The following is a 22340-nucleotide window of genomic DNA, read 5'->3' on the forward strand; positions in this document are numbered from 1 at the left end:
CCGATTATTTTACGCCCATCCAGCCAGATACAACCATCTTCATTACTTCAGATGTACCTTCGTAAATTTCTGTAATCTTAGCATCTCTCATCATTCTTTCAATTGGATAGTCACGAGTGTAACCATATCCACCGAATAATTGTAGACATCTTCTAGTAATATCACTAGCTGCATCAGCTGCAAATAATTTAGCCATTGCTGCAAAGTGTCCGTAAGGAATTCCTGATCCCTTAGCGTCAGCTGCTCTATAAACTAATAGTTGAGCTGCTTCTGCAGTTGTCTTCATATCTGCAAGTTCAAATTGAGTGTTTTGGAATTGAGAAATTCTTTTTCCGAATTGTTTTCTTTCAGTAGTGTATTTTACAGTTTCATCGATTGCACCTTCAGCGATTCCTAGTGCTTGAGATGCGATACCAATTCTACCACCATCAAGAGTCTTCATTGCGATAGCAAATCCTTTACCTTCTCTTCCAAGAAGATTTTCTTTTGGAATTCTACAATCTTCAAAAATAAGTTCGCAAGTAGAAGATCCTCTGATACCCATTTTGTCTTCTGGTTCACCAACTGTGAATCCTGGAGTTCCTCTTTCAACTATGAAAGCAGAAATTCCGTGGTTACCCTTAGATCTGTCAGTCATTGCGATAATTACAAATACATCAGCAAATCCTGCGTTTGTTATAAATATTTTTGAACCATTAAGTACATATTCGTCTCCATCAAGTACAGCAGTTGTTCTTTGACCACTTGCATCTGTACCAGCACCTGGTTCAGTAAGTCCGAAAGCACCAAATTTTTTACCTGCTAGTAAATCTGGTAAGTATTTTTTCTTTTGTTCTTCTGTTCCATTTTCATAAATTGGAGCACAGCAAAGTGAAGTGTGAGCTGAAACAATTACACCAGTAGTAGCACATTTCTTTGAAAGTTCTTCTACTGCCATAGCGTAAGCTAGATAGTCAGCACCTTGTCCACCGTATTCTTTAGGAAATGGTATTCCGAAGAATCCGTATTTGGCCATCTTTTTAACATTTTCCATAGGAACTTCTTCAGTTGCATCTACATCAGCAGCAACTGGTTCTACTTCGTTTTCAGCAAAGGCACGATACATTTGTTGTAATAATAGATGTTCCTTATCCAATTTTAAATCCATTTAAAATCCCCCTAACAATAATTTAAAGAATGTTATTTAATTAACATACGTTGTTTCTATTATAACATTATGTGCTTGTTTTTCAAGACTTTCTTTATTTAAAAACTTTTATTAGAAGAAAATCCCCTCCTCAATAAGTGCTAACTAATAGTAAATTATTTCTTTGATTTATTTATATTTTATAATTTTTTCTCCTCTTTCTTTACTCAATCCCAAAATTAAAAATTTTTCCACATAAATTCACGGCAATTTATGATAAGGTTTTTACAAAAAATTAATTTTATATCCAAAAATTTTACAAATTAATTTACGGATTTTTAAAATAAAGAATTGATAAATGCTTTTACAAATAAAATTTATTGTTAAAATTTGCAATAAAAAAGGACCCTTAGTGTACTGACTCCATAAGCCTTTTTAAAATCAACTTATGGAGCCAACACATAATTGTCCTTTTTAGATATCTGCCTTAACAACAAGAACAGATTTCTTTGAATGATTTATAACCTTATTTGAAACTGAGCCAAGTAGAGTTCTTGAGAAAGCTCCTAGACCTCTATTGCCCATGATAATAAAATCTACATCTTTTTCATCAGCAAATTTACAAATTTGTTCGCCAGGATTTCCTGAAGTGTAAAAAGTTTCTACATCGTAAGGATATCCGTTTAAATCACTTTCAGCATCTTTAAGTATCATTTCAGCTCTTTCAACATTTGCCTTGTCTATTTCAAGTGTAAAATTAAAATTTGCTGGGTATTGTTCAAAAATAGAAGTTTCTGGTGTCACTGTGAGGATTAGTAGTTCAGCCCCTAGTTTTTCTCCCATATCTCTTGCTACATCAACTGATTTCTTTGAACTCTTTGATCCATCAATAGGTACTAATATTTTCATGTCTTACCTCCTATTTATTGTAAGTATATTATCTTCTATTTTTATTATACCCTAAGAAGAGAACATTTAACACATCAAGTTACTTCTTTATTTAATTAAATTAATTTATTTGTAATCCTTTATTGTTTATAAAGCCTTTTTTTTGGAATAATCTTTAGATTAAGATTTAAAAATAATTTTACCAATGTTTTTTTAACTTTCTAAATTTTTTAAATAATCTATTCAAATTGAAGTTCTTCCCATTAAAACAAAACTAAAAATTTTTTTAAAATAATATTTGACAAATATACTTTAAAAATATAATATTATTTTAGATGACACCTTGTCACTTTTGGAGGGATAATATGGCAAAATCAACTTTTAATAACTTAGACAAAAGAAAGAAAAACAAAATTTTTAAAAGCTTAAAGGAATACTTTGAAAAAGAGGACTTAGAAAATATTAGCATCTCTGGCATAGTAAGAAGACTAGGAATAGCTAGGGGATCATTTTATCAGTATTTTGAAGATCTAGAAGATTGTTATTTCACTGTACTTAAAATTGAAACTGGCGAAATTCACCACAAATTTTTCAATTTATATAAAGAAAACAATAAAAACTTAGACCTAACTCTAAAAGCTTACAGAGATTTTTTGGCTGAAGAACTCTTTGACAAGAAACTAAAGAATCTTTATAGGGCAAAATTTTTTTATGTTTGAAAACTCTTTTATGCTTCACGGCAAAAAGTTTTTGGAAGAAAATTTATCCCATCTCGACTATAATCTAACTATTTATATTATGGCAATTTTTCACGAACTAATAAAAGAATGTATAAGTCGAGATTATGATAAAGAGAAATTTTTGGAAGTTTGCAACTTGTATATTAACTGGACTTTAGGAGGTATAAATAATGCATCAATTTGAAATTTTTTTTGACGCACTTTATCTTGCTTTTGCAATCTTTCTTGGCATAAGAATGTTATTAATAGAAGATAAAAATAGTAAAATATTAGGTTTCATGACTTTACTTCTTGGTCTTGGAGATTCCTTTCACCTTGTCCCAAGAATTCTAGCAAACACAATGACAAATGGCTTTGAAGTAAATAGTTTTGGCTTATTCTTAGGAACAAGAGTATCAGCTATCACAATGTCTGTTTTTTATCTACTATTTTATTTTTACATCAAGAAAATAAAAAGAGAAAGCAAGAAAAGCCTAGATATAACTATATTAGTCCTATTTGCTATTAGATTTGCAAGTGTGCTTATTAGCTTTAATCACGATCCTAAAATGGACTTAATATCAAATATTCCTTTTCTAGCAATGGGACTTATTGATATTTTTCTACTATATAAAGATAGAAATCTTGAAGAATTTAAACATTTGGCAATTTATGTATTCTTTAGCTTCTTATTTTATATTCCAGTTGTTTTATTTAAAAACACTTACCCAAGCCTTGGGGCTCTCATGATTCCAAAAACTCTAATGTACATTTTAATTGTAATTAAGCTTTACAATAATCTAAAAAAAGAATTTGTAAAAAAAGATATTATGGAATTTGCAGTTGCCTACTTGTTCTCAGGAATCCTTGCAGGTGCAGTTTATCGTGAACTTGGAAAAATTTATACACTTGATGTTAAAATGGTATTTGTCCACACACACTTGATTGTCCTTGGTTTTGCAGTTTCAGCAATTTTTTACTTGTTAGTTAAAAAATTGGACCTTGCAAATAAAAGTGTAGAAAAATTTTATAAGGTTTATAACTGCGGAATTTTCCTAAGCTTTACTACAATGTTCCTACACGGTTTAGTAGACAACAACGAAGTTCTCAATGCAGTTAAGATGGCAATGGCTGGAGTAAGTGGAATTGGTCACATATTAATTACTCTTGCCGTCATTGTAATTTCTGTAAAGGGACTTAGAGCTAGACAAGTAGTCGAATATTAACTTGCCGTTTTTTCATAAAATATAATAAGAAAAGACATCTGTTGGATTATTAAGTCCAGCAGATTTTTTTGTATAAATTTTTTTGCAAATAATTATTAGTGGGAATTTATAAGTAATTATTAGACTTAAAATTATGGATCAAATTGATAAAAATAAAAATTAAAAAAAGAATTAAATCAAAAATCAAATAATTAATAAACTAAAATATAAAGTCTAAATTAATAATTACTATAAATTTTTAAAAGTGGCAAGACTTTAAATTAATAAAAGTATGAGTTTTAAAAAAAGAACTTATAAATACAAAAGCGACAGGTAAAACCCGCCGCTTTTATTAAAATTTATTTAATTTTAAATAAGTTTTTAAAATCAAATCTTATTGCCAAACACTTACATCGTCAGACTTGTCGCCTTTAACAGCATTGTGTCCATTAGAAGCATCTAGAATTTCATAATATGCCCAGTGGCTCTTAGATACGTCTGAGAATTTCTTTAATCCACTTTCGCTAACATTTGCAAAAGATGTGGATTTAGTATTTCTACCGAAAACAGAATTTAGAATTGTAACAGCTTCTGCTCTAGTAAGTTTTTGATTTGGTTTAAATGTTCCATCAGGGAATCCCTTGATGTTTTTATTTCCATAAAGTTCATTGATTGCATCAGATGCCCAGTGACCCTTTACATCCTTGAAGTTTGAGCTTCCTGGATAACCATCCTTAACAAATACAGAAATCATTTGTGCAAATTCTGCTCTTGTTATAGTTTGATTTGGTTTAAATGTTCCATCAGAATAACCTTTTATAAATCCCTTAGATACTGCATAGTTGATTTCATCAGAATACCATTTATTGTTAGCATCTTTAAACTTAGTAGTTGGATTCTTTGGAAGTTCTGCTCCATTGTTTACAAGTTTAACAAACATTCTAACTGCTTCAGCTCTAGTAACTTCTCTTCCTGGTTTAAATGTTCCATCAGGATATCCTGCAATATAAGAAGGTTGATTTACTTTTGCTTCAGCATTTGTAGAAACTCCGCCAACTTTATATTCAGTAGATCTTGCAATCTTGCCTGATTCCTTTGCTTCAACTTTTATAGTTTCGCCAGCTCTTAATGCTCTATTTAAAGTGATATTGTAAATACCAGTGCTTCCTGCAGTTGTGCTCCCAAGCTTAACTCCATTTGAATCATAAACAGTTACACTTGCATTGTCTCCTGCATTACCTCTAAGATATTTTGCTCCAGCAGAAACTGTGTTAACAGTTGGGATAATTGAATATCCGCTGTCATTTACATATTTGCCATTTACATAATAGTCTAGAGTTCTTGAAGTTGAAACTCTTGGAGAATTCCAAGTTACCTTGAAGTATCCATCACTGTCAATTGTGTCACTACCAAGATAAGTTCCATCGTCATAAACATAAACAGTTCTATTTTTGTAGCCCTTTAGGTAACCACTAGTAGAATAGTTTGTTCTATCAACATCTGTTGGATAAACTTTGTGATCGTATTTATTGTCATACCAGTCACGTCCATAGTATCTTCCATTATTATAGTAATATCCATCTTTCCATAGGTTCTTTTCTGCTGAATAGTAACCATCTTTTTCTGCTATTAAATCAGCTGAATAATCTCTACCCCTTCTATAATATCTAGATGAATAATTTATATAGTGTTTTCTTCCATTTTTGTAGTAATACCATCCGTCAGAATCACTATAAACTCTGTAACCATCATAGTAAGTGTAGCCATCTCTATAATAGTAGTCGTCATAATAATATCTGTAGTCGTCGTAGTATTTGCCTAGATAAACTTTAAATCTACCATAAGAATCAGTTTTATCTTTGTAAGAAGTTTTGTAACCGTCAATCTTTAGTGTAACTGTTACACCATCAACAGCCACTCCCTTAGATGTAACTTTACCAGTTACATAATCTCCATCATATTCAATATCAGAAATATAAAGATCTTCCTTAGCTGGAACAACTGGCTTATCTTCTTTCCATTTTGCATAAAGAATTGTATCTTCAGTTACTGGATTTGAGAAATCAAATCTATTTACAAATTTACCATCGTCTGTGTACCAAGCTACGAAAGTATAACCTTTTTTAGTTGGGTCTGTTGGTTTTGTTGCAGTTTTTCCTTTTTCAATAGTTTGTGTTGCTACTGAACTTCCACCCTTTGAATTAAATGTTACTGTGAATTTTTCAACTGCTGGTGTTTCAACCTTTTCCCATTTTGCTTTTAATGTTACATCTTTTGTCACTTCATATGGAAATGTAACTTTTGTACTTCCATCATACCAACCTAGGAATTTATATCCCTTTTTTGTTGGAGCAGTTGGTTCTTTTATTTTACCATCATTATCTTTTTCAACTTTTCCGTCAAAATCTCCACCATTTGCTTCAAATATTACTGTATATACTTTAGTTTCTGGTGTTTTAGCTTTCCATTTTGCATAAAGAATTGTATCACTAGTTAACTTCGTATTAAAATCGAATACTTTTGTTAGTCCTTCATCTGTGTACCAGCCATCGAAAGTATAACCGTCTTTTGTTGGGTCAGCTGGTTTTGTTACAATTCCATCTACTGTTTTGGCATCTTCAACTTTTGAGCCTTCATTAGAGTTAAATGTTACTGTGAATTCTTCAGCTTCTGGTGCTCTTAAAGGAGTTTTTTCTTCCTTATCTAATGTTTCTCCAGAAATTACTTGTTCTTTCGAATCCTCAGTCGTAGCATCGTCTGCAAATACATTAAATGGAATTGATGTTACCATCACTCCTGCTAGCAATAATGATAATACTTTTTTGTTTTTCATAATAATCCTCCTAACTTACTTATTTTTCGATAAAACATTTTCCTTAACCCTATTATACCCAAATCCTTGTATAATTCCCTATATTTTTCAAAATTTTAATAAATTTAATAATTTTGTAACATTAATGAGGTAAACATATGCAATTATAAATTTCTGGTAAACTTTTTTGCTTTCTATGCAAAATTTCTAAAACACTTCAGACTTCTTTGTCAAATTTTATATTTAAATCTAGCTTTAATTTAAAATCTCACTTTAAATCCAATTTAAATATTATTTTTAAAATATTTCCAATAAAATTCCCAAAAAATAGACAAGAAAAAAGACAAGCCTGAGCTTGCCTCTTAAAAATTTACCATACGCTTATAAGTAGCATTGAAATATCATCTACTTGTGGAAGGTCGCTAAATTCTTCCAATTCATTATTTAAGTTTTCCAAAATATCGCTGTTGTACTTTGATATTATTTCAAAAATCCTATCATTTCCAAAAACTTCCTTTTCAGCATTTCTAGCTTCCACAACTCCATCTGTCATAAAAAGAAGATAGTCACCTGCAAAAAGTTTTATTTCTTTTTCTTCATAATCTGGCTTTGCGAAAAATCTAGAAATTGGATAGCCTCTAGATTCTAGACTTAGACCCTCTCTATTTCTAACCCTTATAGGAAGAGGAATGTGTCCTGCATTTGAGTAAGTAAAAGTTTCTTTTTTTAGATTGTAAACTCCATAAAAACAAGTGAAATAATTTTCGATTTCAAGTTTTAAGCTAGTGAATCTCTCACAAAGTTCTGTCAAGGTTTCTTTTGGCGAAATTTGCACAAACTTATCAAGAGTTCTAACCATGGATTTTATAAACATAGTCACCATTGATGCTGCAAAACCATGACCTACTGAATCTGCAATATAAATCCCAATGTGATCATCGTCTATTTGAAAGACATCAAAGATATCGCCACTTAAAATTGTGGAAAGGTTTGTAAAGATAATTTACCTTTAAGTTTTTTATAAATCCTTTTTCTGGAAGGACTTTTTTCTGAATAAGTGAAGCTGCCATAGTTTCGTCAGTCATAAACCTATTCTTGTCTATGATTTCCTTTTGGAGTTTCCTTGCCATAGTTACATTTCTAAAGACTTCCACTACTCCAAGGATTTCTCCACTTTTTGAGATAATCGGTGAACATTTTACGGAAAAAACCATGCTGCCAATATTTTCTTCTCTTTGGATAACTTCACCACTCATGAGGGCACGCTTAGTTATCTCTGGATCAAATAAATCTTCTCCAAGGATACAGACTTTTTTATTGGGATCATAGCCCAAGAGATCTTCCATTGCCTTATTTACAAAGACAACTTTTTCGTTGTAGTCAAGAACTCTTACTAAATCTGCAATGGCATCTAGGACTTGAAAGTCAATATTCTCGTCAATTTTCCCTTTTTCTATTGTATTTATTGTCTTTGTTGTTTTTTCCATGAGTCACCGCCTTCACTTGCTGCTTTCAGTATAGCAAATTAAAACTTACTTAACAATTATCTTTTTGGCTTTGGACCATAATATTGATAGTAATAAGTTTTTAATCTTCCGTTGTATAATTTCCTATTTCTATCAGCTTTTTTACCAAAGTTCTTTTCAAAATTTTCATTGGCTGTAATTATATAATAGGACCAAGTTTTAAGTGATTTTGCAAGTTTGCCCAATTCTTTGTTTAATTCGTCCACATCTTCTTTTCCAATTCTTTCTCCATAAGGAGGATTTGTTATTATAATTCCATAATCGTCTGGAAGATCCAAATCCCTTATGTCTTTTTGGAAGAAGGATATGTCCTCTTCTAGACCCAATATTTCTGCATTAGCTCTAGCGATTTTTATTGCCTTATGAGATAGGTCTGATGCCAAAATTTCTAATTTTTCATCGTATTTTATCTCTGAATAACACTTTTTCTTTTCTTCTTTAAATATTTCTTGGTCAAAAAATTTAAAGTTTTCAAAATCAAAGTTTCTCATTAGTCCAGGAGCAATGTTTTTTTCTATCATAGCTGCTTCTATAGGAATTGTGCCAGATCCACAGAAAGGATCTGCTAAGATTCTATCTTTATTCCAAAAAGTTAACTTTACAAGACTTGCAGCAATAGTTTCTGATAAGGGAGCCTTATAATTTACTTCTCTATAGCCTCTCTTGTGGAGTCCATCTCCTGATGTATCAATCGTTATTTCTGCAATGTCATTTAAAAGTGAAACTTCAATTTTAACTCTTGGACCAGATTTTTCAAACCAAGAAATCTTATATTTCATTTTTAATTTCTCGATTATTGCCTTTTCTGTAATTCTTTGACAATCTGAAATAGAAAATAGTTTTGATTTTCTACTTCTTCCTTGGATGATGAACTGATCATCTTCATTTATGTAGTCACACCATCTTATTTCAAAGACCTTGTCAAAAAGTTCTTCAAAAGTCTCTGCCCTAAAGGAGTCGATTAATAATAAGACTCTTTCTGCCGTCCTAAGTCTTAAATTTAAAATGGCAATGTCCTTTAATTGGCAAGATATTATTATTTTACCATCGCTAACTTCTAAATCTTCGTATCCAAGGTCAAGGAGTTCTCTTTTTGTAACTGCCTCCAGCCCCATATTAGTAGTTGCGATTAATTTTATGTTTTCCATTTTACACCTCATAACCATTATACTAAATAAGAAAAATTTTTTCCTTATTTTAAAATTAATGGGTTAAATAATTTAAATGGGGTATAATATATTCGTAAAATATTTATTGGGGGTAATAAAATGAAATTAACTGAAACAGTACAAACTGCTGATTGGAAATCTGAAAAACACGTTCCTGTAATCCACGTTGAAAAAGCTGATGGACTACTTAAAATTAAAGCTGTGGTTGGAGAAGAAATCGAACATCCAAACACTTTAGAACACCACATTTCTTGGATCAAAGTATTCTTCAAGGCTGAAGGAGAAAAAGCTCCAGTAGAAGTTGGTTCTTATGAATTTAATGCACATGGCGAAGCTGACATCTTTACAGTTCCTGCAGTTGAAGCAACAGTTAAAACTGACAAGGGCGGAGAAGTTTATGCACTAAGCTATTGCAACATTCACGGACTTTGGGAAAATTCAGTAGAAGCATAATAAATTTTTATAATATTAAAGAGCTATGATTGATTTCATAGCTCTTTTTTTCTTGCTTATTTTTATTTAATTTTTTCTTTATACTTTTTTTAATTCTTTTCTTCTCAAACTTAAAGTGAAGCCTTATAAATTTCTAATATGTCATCTTTTGTAAGCTCTACTACACCCTTGATTGATCCACCAGCGTGTCTTGCTGCAGCTTCTGCCATTTCTTCTAACTTTTCGTCATCAATTCCAACTTCTCCAAGAGTCATCGGTATATTCATTTCATCTTCAAAGAATATGTGAAGGCTAGCAATTGCCTTTTTGGCGTCATTAAATTTATCATCTGTTGCTTTTATGCCAAATACATTAATTCCAAAATCTCTAATCATATCAACTGTGTCATCATTTAAAATGTGTTTTAAAAATCTTGGAGTCAAGATTGCAAGGCCTATACCGTGAGTTATGTCATAAAAAGCTGAAAGTTCGTGTTCCATTGCGTGGACTGACCAAGGAGTTGACTTTCCTGTGGAAAGAAGTCCATTGATTGCCCAGCTTGATGCCCACATTATATTTGCTCTTGCATCATAATCTTCTGGATTTTCCATTGCAATTGGTCCAAAGTGAATACAAGTTTTTAATATTCCTTCAGCAAGTCTATTTTGCATATAAGCTCCATCATTTAATGTGAAATAATTTTCCATAGTGTGGCTCATAATATCAGCAATGCCTGCTGCTGTATGTTTAACATTTACAGAATAAGTTGTTTCTGGGTTTAAGATGGAAAATTTTGGAAGAGTGTAAGCTGATCCAAAGCCCAACTTTTGATTTGTATCTGGGTTTGTTATAACTCCACCTGCATCCATTTCTGAACCAGTTGCTGATAAAGTCAAAACAGTTCCAATAGGAAGAGCTTTTTCAATTTTTGCCTTTTTAATTACAATATCCCAAGGATCATTTTCAAGATAAACTGCTCCAGCAACTAATTTTGAAAGGTCAATTACAGATCCACCACCAACTGCCAAGATAAAATCCAAGTCGTTTTCTCTTACGATTTTAACTCCTTCTCTTGCAGATTCAACTCTTGGGTTTGGTTCAATGCCAGAAAGTTCCTTGTAAAAAATATTATTTTCTTCTAATATTTTTACAATTTCATCGTAAAGTCCAATTTTCTTTATTGACCCACCACCATAAGCCAATAGAACTCTTGAACCATATTTTTTTATTTCAGATGCCAAATTTTTCATTTGATCTTTTCCAAAAAGAATTTTCGTACTTACATTAAAAATAAAATCTTTCATAATTCCTCCTAGTTTTTAAACTGTGAATTGTAAAGTTCTGCATAAAGTCCATTTTTTTCAAGTAACTCTTTGTGATTACCCCTTTCAACTATATCGCCCTTATCAAGGACCAAAATTACATCAGAATTCACAATAGTAGAAAGTCTGTGAGCAATGACAAAATTTGTCCTTTCTTTTAATAGATTTTTCATTGCCTTTTGAATTAAAGCTTCTGTCCTGGTATCTACTGACGAAGTTGCCTCGTCTAAAATTAAAATTTCTGGATCGGACAAAAGAGCCCTTGCTATTGTAAGAAGTTGTCTTTGTCCTTGAGAAATATTAGATGCTTCTTCATTTAATACTGTATCATAACCCTTTGGAAGTTTCTCTATAAAAGAGTGACAGTAAGCTTTTTTAGCTGCGTCAATAACTTCTTCTCGCGTGGCATCTTCTCTTCCATACAAGATATTATCATAAATTGTGCCCCTAAAGAGCCAAGAGTCTTGCAAAACCATGCCAAAGAGTGATCTCAAGTTTTTCCTAGACACATCATTTATATCTATTCCATTAATTTTTATACTTCCCTTATCAATATCATAAAACCTCATCAAGAGATTTACAATAGTCGTCTTTCCAGCTCCAGTGGAACCAACTATGGCGACAGTTTTATTTTTCTTGACATTAAGATTTAAGTTGTTGATGACAGGATTCTTTTTGTCGTAGGAAAAATAAACATTGTTAAAGTCAATATCTTCAACAGGTCTTTCTATTTTATCTTTTACAATTTCTTCTTCAGGCTCTTGATCCAAAAATTCAAACACCCTTTCAGCTGCAGCAATAGATGCCTGGAAAATAGAAGCCATTTCCGCCAATTGTTCTATTGGATTTGCAAGTCTTCTTACATATTGGATAACTGCTTGAATATCTCCAACAAATAATTTGCCTGACAACACCAAAAGTCCTCCTACAATAGAAAGCATTACATAACCAAGATTTGAAATAAAGGTCATAATTGGAAGCATGATTCCCGTCATAAAAGATGCTTTGTAGCTAACTTCATATAAATTTTCATTTATTTCTAAAAATTCCTTTTCTGCCCTTGTTTCATAATTAAAAGCCTTAATTAATTCTGATCCAGAAAAGTTCTCTTCTACAAATCCAACCATAGATCCTAAGCCTTGAGACTTTCTCCTAAAATATCCCTGAGATTTTTTTGAAATAAATTTAGTAGAAAAATAAGTCATTGGCAAGGTAAATAAAAATACCAAAGTTAAAGTCAGAGAAATCTTTATCATAACTGTGAAAATCCCAACTATTAATACAATTGATGAAAGAATAGATGAAATAGTTTGTTGCAAGTTTTTCCCCAAGGTTTCAACATCATTGGTCATCCTAGACAAGAGATCCCCAGTTTTATTTTTATCATAATAAGAAGTTGGAATGTACTTTACCTTTTCAGAAATCTCTCTTCTAAATTTTGCAATTAAATCTTGAGTTACATCAACTAAAATTCTTCCCCTAAAAAAATTCAAATAGACCTTGGAAGAGATAAACAATCCCAAGAATTATACAAATCTTTATCACATAATCAAAGTCGATTCTCGTATTCATCTTTAGATTCTCAAAAATCCTCGTAGTAATATTTCCCATTAATTTTGGTGAAATTATTTCAAAAATCGAAGATCCAATAGTGAGAAAAATAGAAAGAAATAGGAAAAACTTATAATTTTTGAGATAGGACATTATCCTAATTACTGTGTTGTTATTCTTCTTCATAAGCTTGCCCCTGACTAATTGCTATTTCTCTATAAACTTCATTTGTCCTCATCAAATCTTTGTGATTACCATATCCAGCAACTTGTCCATCTTCTAGGACCAAAATCTTGTCGGCATTTAAAATTGTCGCCACTCTTTGTGCAACTACAATTACAATTTTATCGTCTAACTTTTTCTTCAAAATCTGTCTAAGTTCGTAATCTGTCTTGTAATCTAAGGCAGAAAAAGAATCATCAAAAATATAAACTGAAGCATCTCTAGTGAGAGCTCTTGCCATGGCAAGTCTTTGTCTTTGACCACCAGATAGATTTTTTCCGCCTCTTGAAATTTTCTTTTCCAGTGGATTTTCACCTAAAAATTCTTCAGCCCTTGCATTTTTAAGGGACTCTAACATTTTATCATTCTCTGCATTTTCCTTTGCATAGGATAAATTTTGAGAAACAGTTTTTGAGAAAAAGAAATTCTCCTGAGGAACATAAGAAATTTCTTCTCTCACATCATAATTATTTAAAGTTTTTATATCTCTTCCATTTATGAAAAGTTCACCATCTCCCGGCTCATAAAATTGCAACAATAATCTCAAAAGGCTGGATTTTCCAGATCCAGTACCTCCAATAATGCCTAGAGTTTCTCCCTTTTTGACATGAAAACTTATATCTCTTAAAACTTTCATGCTTGCATCAGGATAGGCAAAGGAAAGATTTTTTGCTTCAATTTCATAAATTTCTTTAGACAAGATTTCTTCTCCACCAGTTTTTGTAGATTCGTAGTCTAAAACTTCGTTGATTCTATCCATAGAAGCATAAGTCCTAGGAATAAGTGACAAGAGAAAACTCATCATAATCATTGCAGATAAAACTTGAGTGATGTATTGAATAAAAGCCATTAAATCTCCTATGCCCATCTCTCTAATATCAATAAGCCTTGCCCCAAAATAGAGGACAAAAATTATGCCAAAATTTAAAATTGTTCCAAGCATAGGTCTAACATTTACAAGAAGTTTATTTACCTTTGTCGCCATTTCTTGATAAGAAATATTTGCATCATCAAAAATTTCCTCTTCATATTGATCCTTAGAAAAAGCTCTTATTACACGAAGTCCAGTTAGTCTTCTCCTAAAAAGTTCATTTAATTTATCAAGTCTTTTTTGCAAAATTGGAAAATAAGGAATTCCCTTTTTAAAAACAAAATAAATTCCAAGACCAATAAAAGGAATAGTTATGGGAAAGACAAGAGAAAGCCTCACGTTAGTGGAAAGTGCCATGATTAGACCACCGATAAACATAAGTGGACCCCTAATAAGAGGTCTAAGTCCCATTAAAACCATCTGTTCCACTTGATTTACATCATCTGTTGTTCTAGTGATAAGTGATGAAATAGAAAAATGTTCCACATCATCAAAGCTCAGATAATTTATTTTTTTAAATAGTTTGTATCTTAAATCCCTAGAAAAAGCCATAGTAGTTTTTGAAGAATGGTAGGCAGCAGAAGCTCTGCACATAACAGTAAAAATAACCACCAAAATCATAAGACCACCAATTTTTAGAACATAATCTGTATCACCATAAGCCACACCCTTATCAATGACAAGACTCATAAGCTTTGGAAGAAAAAGTTCCCCAAGAGCATTGCCAAAAGTAAGGAGGATGACCACAATTATTCTAATTTTATATTTATTTAATCCTTTATATATACTCATAAATCCTCCATATAAATATTTTAACATATATAATTTTAAAATAACATCTAGTGAAAACAGCTTACTTTTTCATCTTTTCCTAAATTATTTCTGGGTTTGTCTACAATCTGATCTTTAGGGTTTCTTTTGCTATGTTTATTTTTAAATGAAAAGAGAGACTCGAGTTAACGAGTCCCCCAATATTTGACATAGAGCCTAAATTAATAAAGTCTCAAAGATTTTTTATTGCGATTACTTCATTTTGATTTAGGATAAGTTCATCTGTCAAGGATTCAACAATGAGTAAACCTCTTCCATTGCACTTTTTTTCTCCGCAATCATATAAGGAGGTGTCAAAATTCACTCCCATGCCTTCATCACAAACAATAATTTTTAAACAGTCGTTATTTAAAACTAAATTTAAAGAAACTTTTTTATCCAAATCTTCTTGATTTCCATGAATAGCTCCATTTATAACCAGCTCGTTTAATATAACTTTTATGTCAAAAAAGTTTTTCTTGATCAGCTATGTAAGAGTATAAATCTGTCATGGCTGAATCCAAAAAACTTTTTAATCAAAGATATATCGCTGTTTACAGAACCATTAAATCTATATAAAGTATCCATAATTCTCACTCCATCTATTTAAAAAGTACCCATAACTTTGTCCATTTAAACTCCAAAACATTGAGATTTATTAATTTTAAATTTTTACTGTATTATATTTATCAATTTGTTATAATGATAATAAGCTTGCATAGCAAGTAATTTTATTAGGAGGAAGATAAACATGAAAAAATATGAATGTACACTTTGTGGATATATCTACGATCCTGAAGTAGGCGACGAAGAAAACGGAATTAAAGCTGGTACTGCATTTGCAGATCTACCTGAAGATTGGGTTTGCCCAATGTGTGGAGCTGAAAAATCAGACTTCGAACCAGTTGAATAATTTCTTGAGGAAGGCCTTGTGCCTTCTTTTTTTGTGAATTTTTAAAAAATGAAATGCAATAGTTGATAAAAATATAGAAAAAAGACTTCAAATGAGTGAAGTCTTTTTTAAAATAAAATATTTATTTTTAATTTTCTTCCAATATTTTCTTCCACTTGTCTAAACTTTCTAATTCTTCTTTTGAAAGTTCAGGATATTTTGGATTCATTTCCTTAAATTTTTCAACAATAACTTCTGAAACAAGATATCTCGAGAACCACTTTCTGTCCGCTGGCACAATATACCAAGGAGCAATTTTTGTGGAAGTATTTATTAAAACATCTTCATAAGCCTTCATATAATCGTCAAAATACTTTCTCTCTGTTATATCTGAAGATGCAAATTTCCAATTTTTTTCTGGCCTTACGATTCTCTCCATAAGTCTTTCTTTTTGCTCTTCTTTAGAAACATGGAGGAAAAATTTTACAATTTTTGTCCCATTATTTGAAAGATACTCTTCAAAATTATTTATTTCTTCAAATCTTTTTTCCCATATATCCTTAGTCACTAAATTTTTTGGGAAAGGCTGATCTAAGACTAAATTGTGAACTCTTGACACAAGGACATCTTCATAATGACTTCTGTTAAAGATTCCAATTTCTCCACGAGGAGGCAATTCTTTTTCCACTCTCCAAAGATAGTCGTGGTCCAATTCATTTTGACTTGGTTTTTTAAAAGAAACAACTTTTGTGCCCTGTGGATTTACTCCAGTCATTATATTTTTTATTAAGGAGTCCTTACCTGCAGCATCCATAGCTTGAAGAACTATTAAAAGTGATTGATTATTTTCTGCATAGAGCTTTTCCTGGAATTCTCTAATTATCTCAATGTTTTTTGGAATTAAAACTTTCTTAACTTCTTTTTTTTCAAGTTTTCCATTATAAGAAGTTGGAACATCATATAAGTTTAGTTTTTTCTTTTCCTTAACTAAATATTTTTCTGTTTTCATTAAAATCTCCCGACTTCCTTAGAAAATTTAATTGATGATTCAATCATTTGAGTAGTAACTTGATGAGCTGTCATTTCAAAAATTTGAAAATCTAAAAGCTTTTTATCTTCATAAACTTTTTCAATTTCTTTTGCAAAAGATTCTTGCCCAGATGGGTCAATTACGTCATCATCTTTTCCATTGTAAAGTACAATAGGTCTATCCTTAAAGGCTTCTGGACTTTCCATTGGATCCATATCTAGGAAAAATTCATTTATCCTAAATTCCCTTTCATCTATTTTTTCTTGATTTTTTAACTCGTTTACACCCCTTACAAGTTCATGCCAATTATTTATGCCATTGTAGATAAATGCCATCTTCAAATCTTTTTTAAAGGCGTAAAGACCACCGGCAGTTATGGCTCCCATAGAGTGACCTCCAACTGCAATTTCTGTTCCAGGATAATTTTCTTCTACAAATTTAAAAACAGAAGGCGCTTCTTCGATGTTGTGCATGATGACTTTTAAAATATATTTTCCTTCCACTTCTTCATCTTCATAATCGAGATCTATATCTTTTCTTTCACCGTGATAGCGAGCTTCTGGAAGGATTACCCTATATCCATAGGAAGCAAAAATATTGCCCCTAAAAATTTGTCTTTCCACATCTGAACCCCAACCATGATAAAAAACAAGTGTCTTATTTGTTTTTTCTTTAGGTTCAATTATGACAAGAGGAATTTCCCCAATTTTAATTTCTTTTATATCTGAACAATTTGATTTTAAATACTCCATAATTCACCTCAAATACATTATATCAAAGATATATAAAATTTCTTGAAGAGTAAAGATAATTCCAATAAAAAAGCAAAGAATTTAATAAAACCAAAAATTCTTTGCTAAAATATTTTTTAATTTTATTTAACTTCCCAACTTGGAGGAGTAATTCCATTTTCTCTTAAAAATTCATTGGCTCTAGAAAAAGGTCTAGATCCAAAAAATCCTCTATTTGCAGAAAGTGGAGATGGGTGAGGTCCTTCTATAATTAGATGATTTCCATCTTTTATAAATTTTTTGCGGGCCTTTGCATGATTGCCCCAAAGTATAAAAACTACTGGATCTTCTTTTTCACTAATTTTTTCTATAACAGCGTTTGTGAAAATTTCCCAGCCAATTTTTGAATGACTCATTGGTTGATGAGCTCTTACTGTTAAGGTCGTGTTTAAAAGCATAATCCCTTGATCTGCCCATGATTTTAAATAACCTGTATTTGGAATTTCAAGTCCTAAATCAGAATTTAGTTCCTTATAAATATTTTTAAGAGAAGGTGGAATCCTAATGCCTTCTTTTACAGAAAAAGCAAGTCCATGAGCCTGCCCCACATTGTGATAAGGATCTTGTCCCAAAATTAAAACCTTTAAATCTTTATAAGAAGTATAGTGAAAGGCATTAAAAATATCCTCTGCCTTTGGAAAAATTTTATAATTTCTATATTCTTCAATTAAAAGTTTTCTTAGATCTTTGTAATAATCTTTTTCAAACTCATCTTGCAGGATTTCCTGCCAATCATTTTTAAAAATTTCTTTCACAAAATCATCTCCTGAAGAAATCAAAGATGCTCTTCTTTAAGCTTGGATCGATTAATTCTTCCAATTCTTTTCTGCTCTCATTTGTTGAGAAAATTACGAGCCTGTCGCCCTTTTCTATCCTAGTATTTCCCCTTGGTATTACTGCTGAATTGTCAAACCTAATTATACCTCCAATAATTATTTCTCTGTGAAGGTTAATTTCAGACAATTTTTTGCCAACGTAAATAAAATCATCTGGGATTTTTATTTCATAAACTTGTGCCTTTCCACCAAACATATAGTTGACTGCAACTTTCATGTCAGTATTTATGGCTTTTATTATTTCATTGGCAACAATAACTTTTGGATCTATTACCCTATAAATCCCAAGACTTTCTAAGACTGTATCGTAATTGTTGTCCTTTTGTATAATAATATTTTTAGAAATCCCATGATTTCTAGCTAAAAGACCAAGAACAATATTTAATTCATCTGATCCAGTCATAGAAATAAATACTCCATCTTTTGAAATATTTTCTTCTTTAAAAATTTTATCGTTTCTCAGCTTTTTATTTACAACAAAAGCTCTATTTAAATTTCTTCTGTATTCTTCAAATTTTTCTCTGTTGGGTTCAATTATTTTTAAATTTATATTGTCAAGATTTGAGATCATCCTGTTAAAATTATAATCTCCAGATGCAATAACAACATCCCTTTGGTCTTTCTTTTCTTTGATTTCAAAGTGAGCGTGTTTGAAATTCCTTATATCAAAGGAAAGCCCCATTAGATAAATATAATCTCCTGTTTTTAAAACTGTTTCACCATCTGGTACAATTAATTCCCCTTCTCTTAGGACGCCAACTACTAGAATTGTGGATAGAGAACCAATGTCTTTTATTTTTTGATTCTCAAATTCTTCATCCATATCAATATAGTGACCAGTTACTTCAATTTTTCCCTTGCCAAAATAATCTGCTTCATAATAATCAGAAGATCCAATTAATTTTGTAACAAGTTTTGCAGTTTCTAAACTTAAATTAAAAATATTTACAATATTGGGAAGAGTGTTTTTTATAATTCCTATTTCAGAAATATTTTCCATTTCATCAAGACGAAGAATTATTTTTACATCTAAACCTTTAAATATAGATGCCATTATAAGATTTGTCTTGTCACTGTCTGTAGCAATAATGGCATAATCATACTTCTCTAAATCATTATTTAAAATAAAAGTTTCTTCTAAAACATCTGCCTTTATTTTATTTACAGTATTTGTTATATTTTCAAAGTTTTTTTCGTTTCTATCTACTATATCAACTTCATATTTTTCAAGACTTAGGGTGTTGGCAATAGTTGATCCAACTTTTCCTGAACCTATAATTAAAATTTTCATTATAATTTAATAATTTCCTTTCTGTGTCTTCCCCTTGAGAAAAGTGCCAAAATTGTAAAGAATTCAAGCCTTCCTAAGAGCATAAGTGCACTGAAATACAATTTATAAAAGTCGCTGTAAAAGTAAAAGTTCTTTGTGGGACCAATATCTCCAAATCCTGGACCAACATTGGATAAGGTTGTTGCCACTGAAGAAAATCCTGTAATTACGTCTACTCCAGATAAAGTTACAATAGCTGTAGAAAATAAAGCAATTACAAAATAAGTTCCAAGATAAGCATTTATTCCAAGGACAACTTCATCAGATAGTGACTTGCCATCTGCTAGTACTGGCAAAACTGCCTTTGGGTGAGTTGCTCTTTTCATTTCTCTTTTAATTAATTTTAGCAAAATAGAAATTCTTGTTATTTTTATTCCACCGCCAGTTGATCCTGCACAACCACCAAATAACATAAGTATTAGCAAGATGAACTTTGAAAAACTTGGCCACAATTCATAGTCTGCATTGGCAAAACCAGATGTTGATGAAATTGAAGTTACTTGAAAGGCTGAATCTCTAAAAGCCATCAAAGTTGAAGTATAACCATTTAAAAGTAAGTTTATTGTTATTAAGACAATTGATCCAAAAATTATACAAATCCAAAGCTTCAACTCATCGTTTTGACGAACTTCCTTAAATTTCTTTTTAGAAATTAGAGCATAAATTACAAAATTTGTCGAACTTAAAAACATAAAAATTGAAAGAATAAAGTGAACTGCATTTCCTTCATAGGACATAAAGGAATCATTGTAAGATGAAAATCCACCTGTTCCAAGAACACCAAAAGCGTGAACTAATGAGTCAAATATAGACATTCCAGCAATTTTTAAGGCTACAAATAGGGCTAAGGTTAAAATAATATAAATTATGTAGAGCCTTTTAGATGATTGAGAAATTCTTGACTCTATTTTTCCTGCCACAGGCCCTGGTGATTCTGCCTTAAAAATTTGAAAAGCACCAACTCCAAGTTTTGGCAAAAGTCCTACTGTAAAAACCAAAATCCCCATACCGCCAATCCAGTGAGTTATGGATCTCCAAAGTACGACAGATCTTGGAAAAGATTCTATGCCAGATATAACTGTAGCTCCTGTTGTAGTAAAACCAGAAACTATTTCAAAAAAAGAATCTACATAAGTCATATCAGCAGAAACAAAAAGTGGAATTGCTCCAATAATTGACACCAATATCCACGATGCTGTTACTGTCAAAATTCCATCTCTTGGCGAAAGAGATCTCTTTTTTATTTTCAAATTAATTAAAATTAATCCCAAAAAAACTGCTATAGCCATTGGGATTAAAAAACCTTGTGAGGACCCATCCTTTTCTACTAGGCTTAGACCTAGAGATGGGGTCATAAAGGCCGTTTCTATTAACAAAATATATCCAAGTATTTTCGCAATCAGCTTATAATTCATCTTTCTTTCCTCGATTCTTAATTGACTTTATTGCGTCCTTTAACTTTCCTTCAGATGAAAAAATCTTTTGAACTCTTGGAGCTACTTGGTGCATAGAGAATAAAATAATTCTATCTCCTGATTCAAGAACTGACTTACCATTTGGAACTAGCATCTTGTTATCCCTTATTATTGCAATAATTAATATTCCGTCTGGAAGATTTAATTTTTCAAGAGCCTTTCCACAGACAAGTTGTTTTTCTTTTATCATAAGTTCCACACACTCAACTTGACCATTTAAAAGTAGGTGTAGGGCAAGGGAACTCTTTCCCCTAATTTCTTTTAGCATCTCTGCAGCAGTTATATAAGACGTGTTAAAAACTGCATCAATGTCAAGTTTATCTAAGACCTTGTCATAATTTGTCCTAGAAATTTTGGCAACTGACTTATAAATTCCACTTTGCTTTGCCACAAGACTCATAAGTAAATTTGCTTCATCAATTCCAGTTGCTGCAACAAAGGAATCATAAGTGTGGACCATTTCTTCTTCGAGAATTGCTATGTCAGTTCCATCACCATTTATAATATTGGCATCTGGAACCATTTCCTTTAACTCAAGACATCTTTCCTTGTTTATTTCTACAATAGTTACATCTATATTTTCTTTTAAAAGTAACATTGCAAGGTAAAGTCCAGTCTTTCCTCCACCAAGGATCATTGTACTCCTAAGAGACCTAGTCCTATTTACACCTGTGTGATCCTTGTCAAAAAGCTCTATTTTTTCAGACTTTCCTGCAAGAATTATAACATCATTTTCTTCTAGAACAGTACGACCATTTGGGATAATTGCTTCTCCATTTCTAGAAATTGCTGCAATTAATAAATCATTTATATTTTGAATATCCATAATCTTTCTATCTATAAAGTTTGGATCATTTCCAATGTTAAATTCAACAAGAGAAACTTTTCCACCAGCAAATTCATCAGAATAAAGTTGGTATCTCTTCATCAAATACTTAACTATAGACCTTGCTGTTGCATTGTCAGGATTTATTATCTTGTCAATTTCTAGTTCCTCTGATATAAAATCAAGATGCTTTCTATATTCAGGATCTCTTACTCTTGCAATTGCATATTTCGCACCAAGTTTTTTGGAAATTGTGCAAAGTATTACATTGGCTTCGTCATTTGTAGTTGTTGCAACAACATAATCAAATAGAGAAATATCAAGTTCTTCTAAAACGCCAAAATCCAAAGCATTTGCACAAATACTAAAAACGTCAAGTGAATTTGATATATTTTCAATAACATCTTCGTTGTTGTCCACTACAGTTACTTCATAATCTTCATCTAGTAGTGAAGCTGCAAGTCTATAGCCTAATTTTCCGGCGCCTACAACTAAAGCCTTCATATA

Annotated in this window: 22 protein-coding genes; 5 read left to right on the plus strand and 17 right to left on the minus strand. The window is 31.4% G+C overall.

What is annotated here, in order from left to right:
- Positions 1-4: 4 nt before the first annotated feature.
- Both HGPT_RS06880 and HGPT_RS06885 read right to left on the minus strand, forming a co-directional pair.
- The gene (locus HGPT_RS06880; RefSeq protein WP_019139106.1) at positions 5-1147 is read right to left on the minus strand and encodes an acyl-CoA dehydrogenase; all 1143 of its coding nucleotides are present in this window, start codon (positions 1145-1147) and stop codon (positions 5-7) included.
- A gap of 453 nt (positions 1148-1600) precedes the next feature.
- Positions 1601-2035, minus strand: a complete 435-nt coding sequence (locus HGPT_RS06885) for a universal stress protein (RefSeq protein ID WP_019139107.1) — start codon at positions 2033-2035, stop codon at positions 1601-1603.
- Positions 2036-2379: 344 nt separating this feature from the next.
- Here HGPT_RS06885 and HGPT_RS10115 point away from each other — a divergent pair, with 344 nt between their 5' ends.
- Genes HGPT_RS10115 through HGPT_RS06900 form a run of 3 tightly spaced genes read left to right on the plus strand, consistent with a single transcriptional unit; the run spans position 2380 to position 3959 of the window.
- Positions 2380-2733 carry a TetR/AcrR family transcriptional regulator gene (locus HGPT_RS10115; protein WP_019139108.1) on the plus strand — a complete coding sequence of 118 codons (354 nt, stop codon included), beginning with the start codon at positions 2380-2382 and terminating at the stop codon, positions 2731-2733.
- Positions 2726-2938 carry a hypothetical protein gene (locus tag HGPT_RS10120; RefSeq protein WP_019139109.1) on the plus strand — a complete coding sequence of 71 codons (213 nt, stop codon included), beginning with the start codon at positions 2726-2728 and terminating at the stop codon, positions 2936-2938. Before HGPT_RS10115 ends, HGPT_RS10120 begins: the two co-directional genes overlap by 8 nt.
- Positions 2925-3959, plus strand: a complete 1035-nt coding sequence (locus HGPT_RS06900; RefSeq protein WP_019139110.1) for a DUF2871 family protein — start codon at positions 2925-2927, stop codon at positions 3957-3959. Before HGPT_RS10120 ends, HGPT_RS06900 begins: the two co-directional genes overlap by 14 nt.
- Before the next feature lie 373 nt (positions 3960-4332).
- Here the strand turns inward: HGPT_RS06900 and HGPT_RS08750 are convergent, their stop codons facing one another.
- The 4 genes from HGPT_RS08750 to HGPT_RS06915 form a co-directional block, all read right to left on the minus strand.
- Positions 4333-6771, minus strand: coding sequence for an InlB B-repeat-containing protein (locus HGPT_RS08750; RefSeq protein WP_019139111.1), 2439 nt, complete (start codon positions 6769-6771; stop codon positions 4333-4335).
- Between the two features lie 349 nt (positions 6772-7120).
- Complete coding sequence (locus HGPT_RS10125; RefSeq protein WP_245544178.1) at positions 7121-7633, minus strand: PP2C family protein-serine/threonine phosphatase; 513 nt, start codon at positions 7631-7633, stop codon at positions 7121-7123.
- 73 nt (positions 7634-7706) lie between these two features.
- Positions 7707-8237, minus strand: a complete 531-nt coding sequence (locus HGPT_RS10130; protein WP_245544179.1) for a PAS domain-containing protein — start codon at positions 8235-8237, stop codon at positions 7707-7709.
- Between the two features lie 56 nt (positions 8238-8293).
- Positions 8294-9424, minus strand: coding sequence for a THUMP domain-containing class I SAM-dependent RNA methyltransferase (locus tag HGPT_RS06915; protein ID WP_019139112.1), 1131 nt, complete (start codon positions 9422-9424; stop codon positions 8294-8296).
- A gap of 120 nt (positions 9425-9544) precedes the next feature.
- On the opposite strand from HGPT_RS06915, the gene HGPT_RS06920 reads away from it, so the two are divergent.
- Positions 9545-9898 carry a desulfoferrodoxin family protein gene (locus HGPT_RS06920; protein WP_019139113.1) on the plus strand — a complete coding sequence of 118 codons (354 nt, stop codon included), beginning with the start codon at positions 9545-9547 and terminating at the stop codon, positions 9896-9898.
- A gap of 110 nt (positions 9899-10008) precedes the next feature.
- On the opposite strand, the gene HGPT_RS06925 is transcribed toward HGPT_RS06920, so the two are convergent.
- The 5 genes from HGPT_RS06925 to HGPT_RS10140 form a co-directional block, all read right to left on the minus strand.
- A complete protein-coding gene (locus HGPT_RS06925; protein ID WP_019139114.1) occupies positions 10009-11181 on the minus strand; it encodes an iron-containing alcohol dehydrogenase in 1173 nt (390 codons plus the stop codon).
- A gap of 8 nt (positions 11182-11189) precedes the next feature.
- On the minus strand, positions 11190-12722 hold the full coding sequence (locus tag HGPT_RS06930; RefSeq protein WP_425357428.1) for an ABC transporter ATP-binding protein: 1533 nt from the start codon (positions 12720-12722) through the stop codon (positions 11190-11192).
- Positions 12679-12936 carry a hypothetical protein gene (locus HGPT_RS10135; RefSeq protein ID WP_245544181.1) on the minus strand — a complete coding sequence of 86 codons (258 nt, stop codon included), beginning with the start codon at positions 12934-12936 and terminating at the stop codon, positions 12679-12681. Before HGPT_RS10135 ends, HGPT_RS06930 begins: the two co-directional genes overlap by 44 nt.
- On the minus strand, positions 12923-14635 hold the full coding sequence (locus tag HGPT_RS06935) for an ABC transporter ATP-binding protein (protein WP_019139115.1): 1713 nt from the start codon (positions 14633-14635) through the stop codon (positions 12923-12925). Before HGPT_RS06935 ends, HGPT_RS10135 begins: the two co-directional genes overlap by 14 nt.
- A gap of 211 nt (positions 14636-14846) precedes the next feature.
- Positions 14847-15140 (minus strand): ATP-binding protein, encoded by a 294-nt coding sequence (locus tag HGPT_RS10140; RefSeq protein ID WP_342626073.1) that lies wholly within the window; start codon positions 15138-15140, stop codon positions 14847-14849.
- Between the two features lie 264 nt (positions 15141-15404).
- On the opposite strand from HGPT_RS10140, the gene rd reads away from it, so the two are divergent.
- Positions 15405-15566 carry a rubredoxin gene (rd, locus tag HGPT_RS06945; protein ID WP_019139117.1) on the plus strand — a complete coding sequence of 54 codons (162 nt, stop codon included), beginning with the start codon at positions 15405-15407 and terminating at the stop codon, positions 15564-15566.
- A gap of 127 nt (positions 15567-15693) precedes the next feature.
- Here rd and HGPT_RS06950 read toward each other — a convergent pair whose 3' ends face one another.
- From HGPT_RS06950 to trkA, 6 genes are all read right to left on the minus strand, one after another.
- Complete coding sequence (locus HGPT_RS06950; RefSeq protein ID WP_019139118.1) at positions 15694-16554, minus strand: polyphosphate kinase 2 family protein; 861 nt, start codon at positions 16552-16554, stop codon at positions 15694-15696.
- Positions 16554-17327, minus strand: coding sequence for an alpha/beta hydrolase family protein (locus HGPT_RS06955; protein WP_019139119.1), 774 nt, complete (start codon positions 17325-17327; stop codon positions 16554-16556). Before HGPT_RS06955 ends, HGPT_RS06950 begins: the two co-directional genes overlap by 1 nt.
- A 122-nt stretch (positions 17328-17449) precedes the next feature.
- The gene (locus HGPT_RS06960) at positions 17450-18121 is read right to left on the minus strand and encodes a uracil-DNA glycosylase (RefSeq protein WP_040542847.1); all 672 of its coding nucleotides are present in this window, start codon (positions 18119-18121) and stop codon (positions 17450-17452) included.
- Positions 18122-18125: 4 nt separating this feature from the next.
- Positions 18126-19493 (minus strand): NAD-binding protein, encoded by a 1368-nt coding sequence (locus tag HGPT_RS06965; RefSeq protein ID WP_019139121.1) that lies wholly within the window; start codon positions 19491-19493, stop codon positions 18126-18128.
- On the minus strand, positions 19493-20947 hold the full coding sequence (locus HGPT_RS06970; RefSeq protein ID WP_019139122.1) for a TrkH family potassium uptake protein: 1455 nt from the start codon (positions 20945-20947) through the stop codon (positions 19493-19495). Before HGPT_RS06970 ends, HGPT_RS06965 begins: the two co-directional genes overlap by 1 nt.
- On the minus strand, positions 20937-22337 hold the full coding sequence (trkA, locus tag HGPT_RS06975; RefSeq protein WP_019139123.1) for a Trk system potassium transporter TrkA: 1401 nt from the start codon (positions 22335-22337) through the stop codon (positions 20937-20939). Before trkA ends, HGPT_RS06970 begins: the two co-directional genes overlap by 11 nt.
- Positions 22338-22340 lie beyond the last annotated feature (3 nt).

It is taken from the genome of Peptoniphilus timonensis JC401 (assembly GCF_000312025.1).
GTDB lineage: Bacteria > Bacillota > Clostridia > Tissierellales > Peptoniphilaceae > Peptoniphilus_A > Peptoniphilus_A timonensis.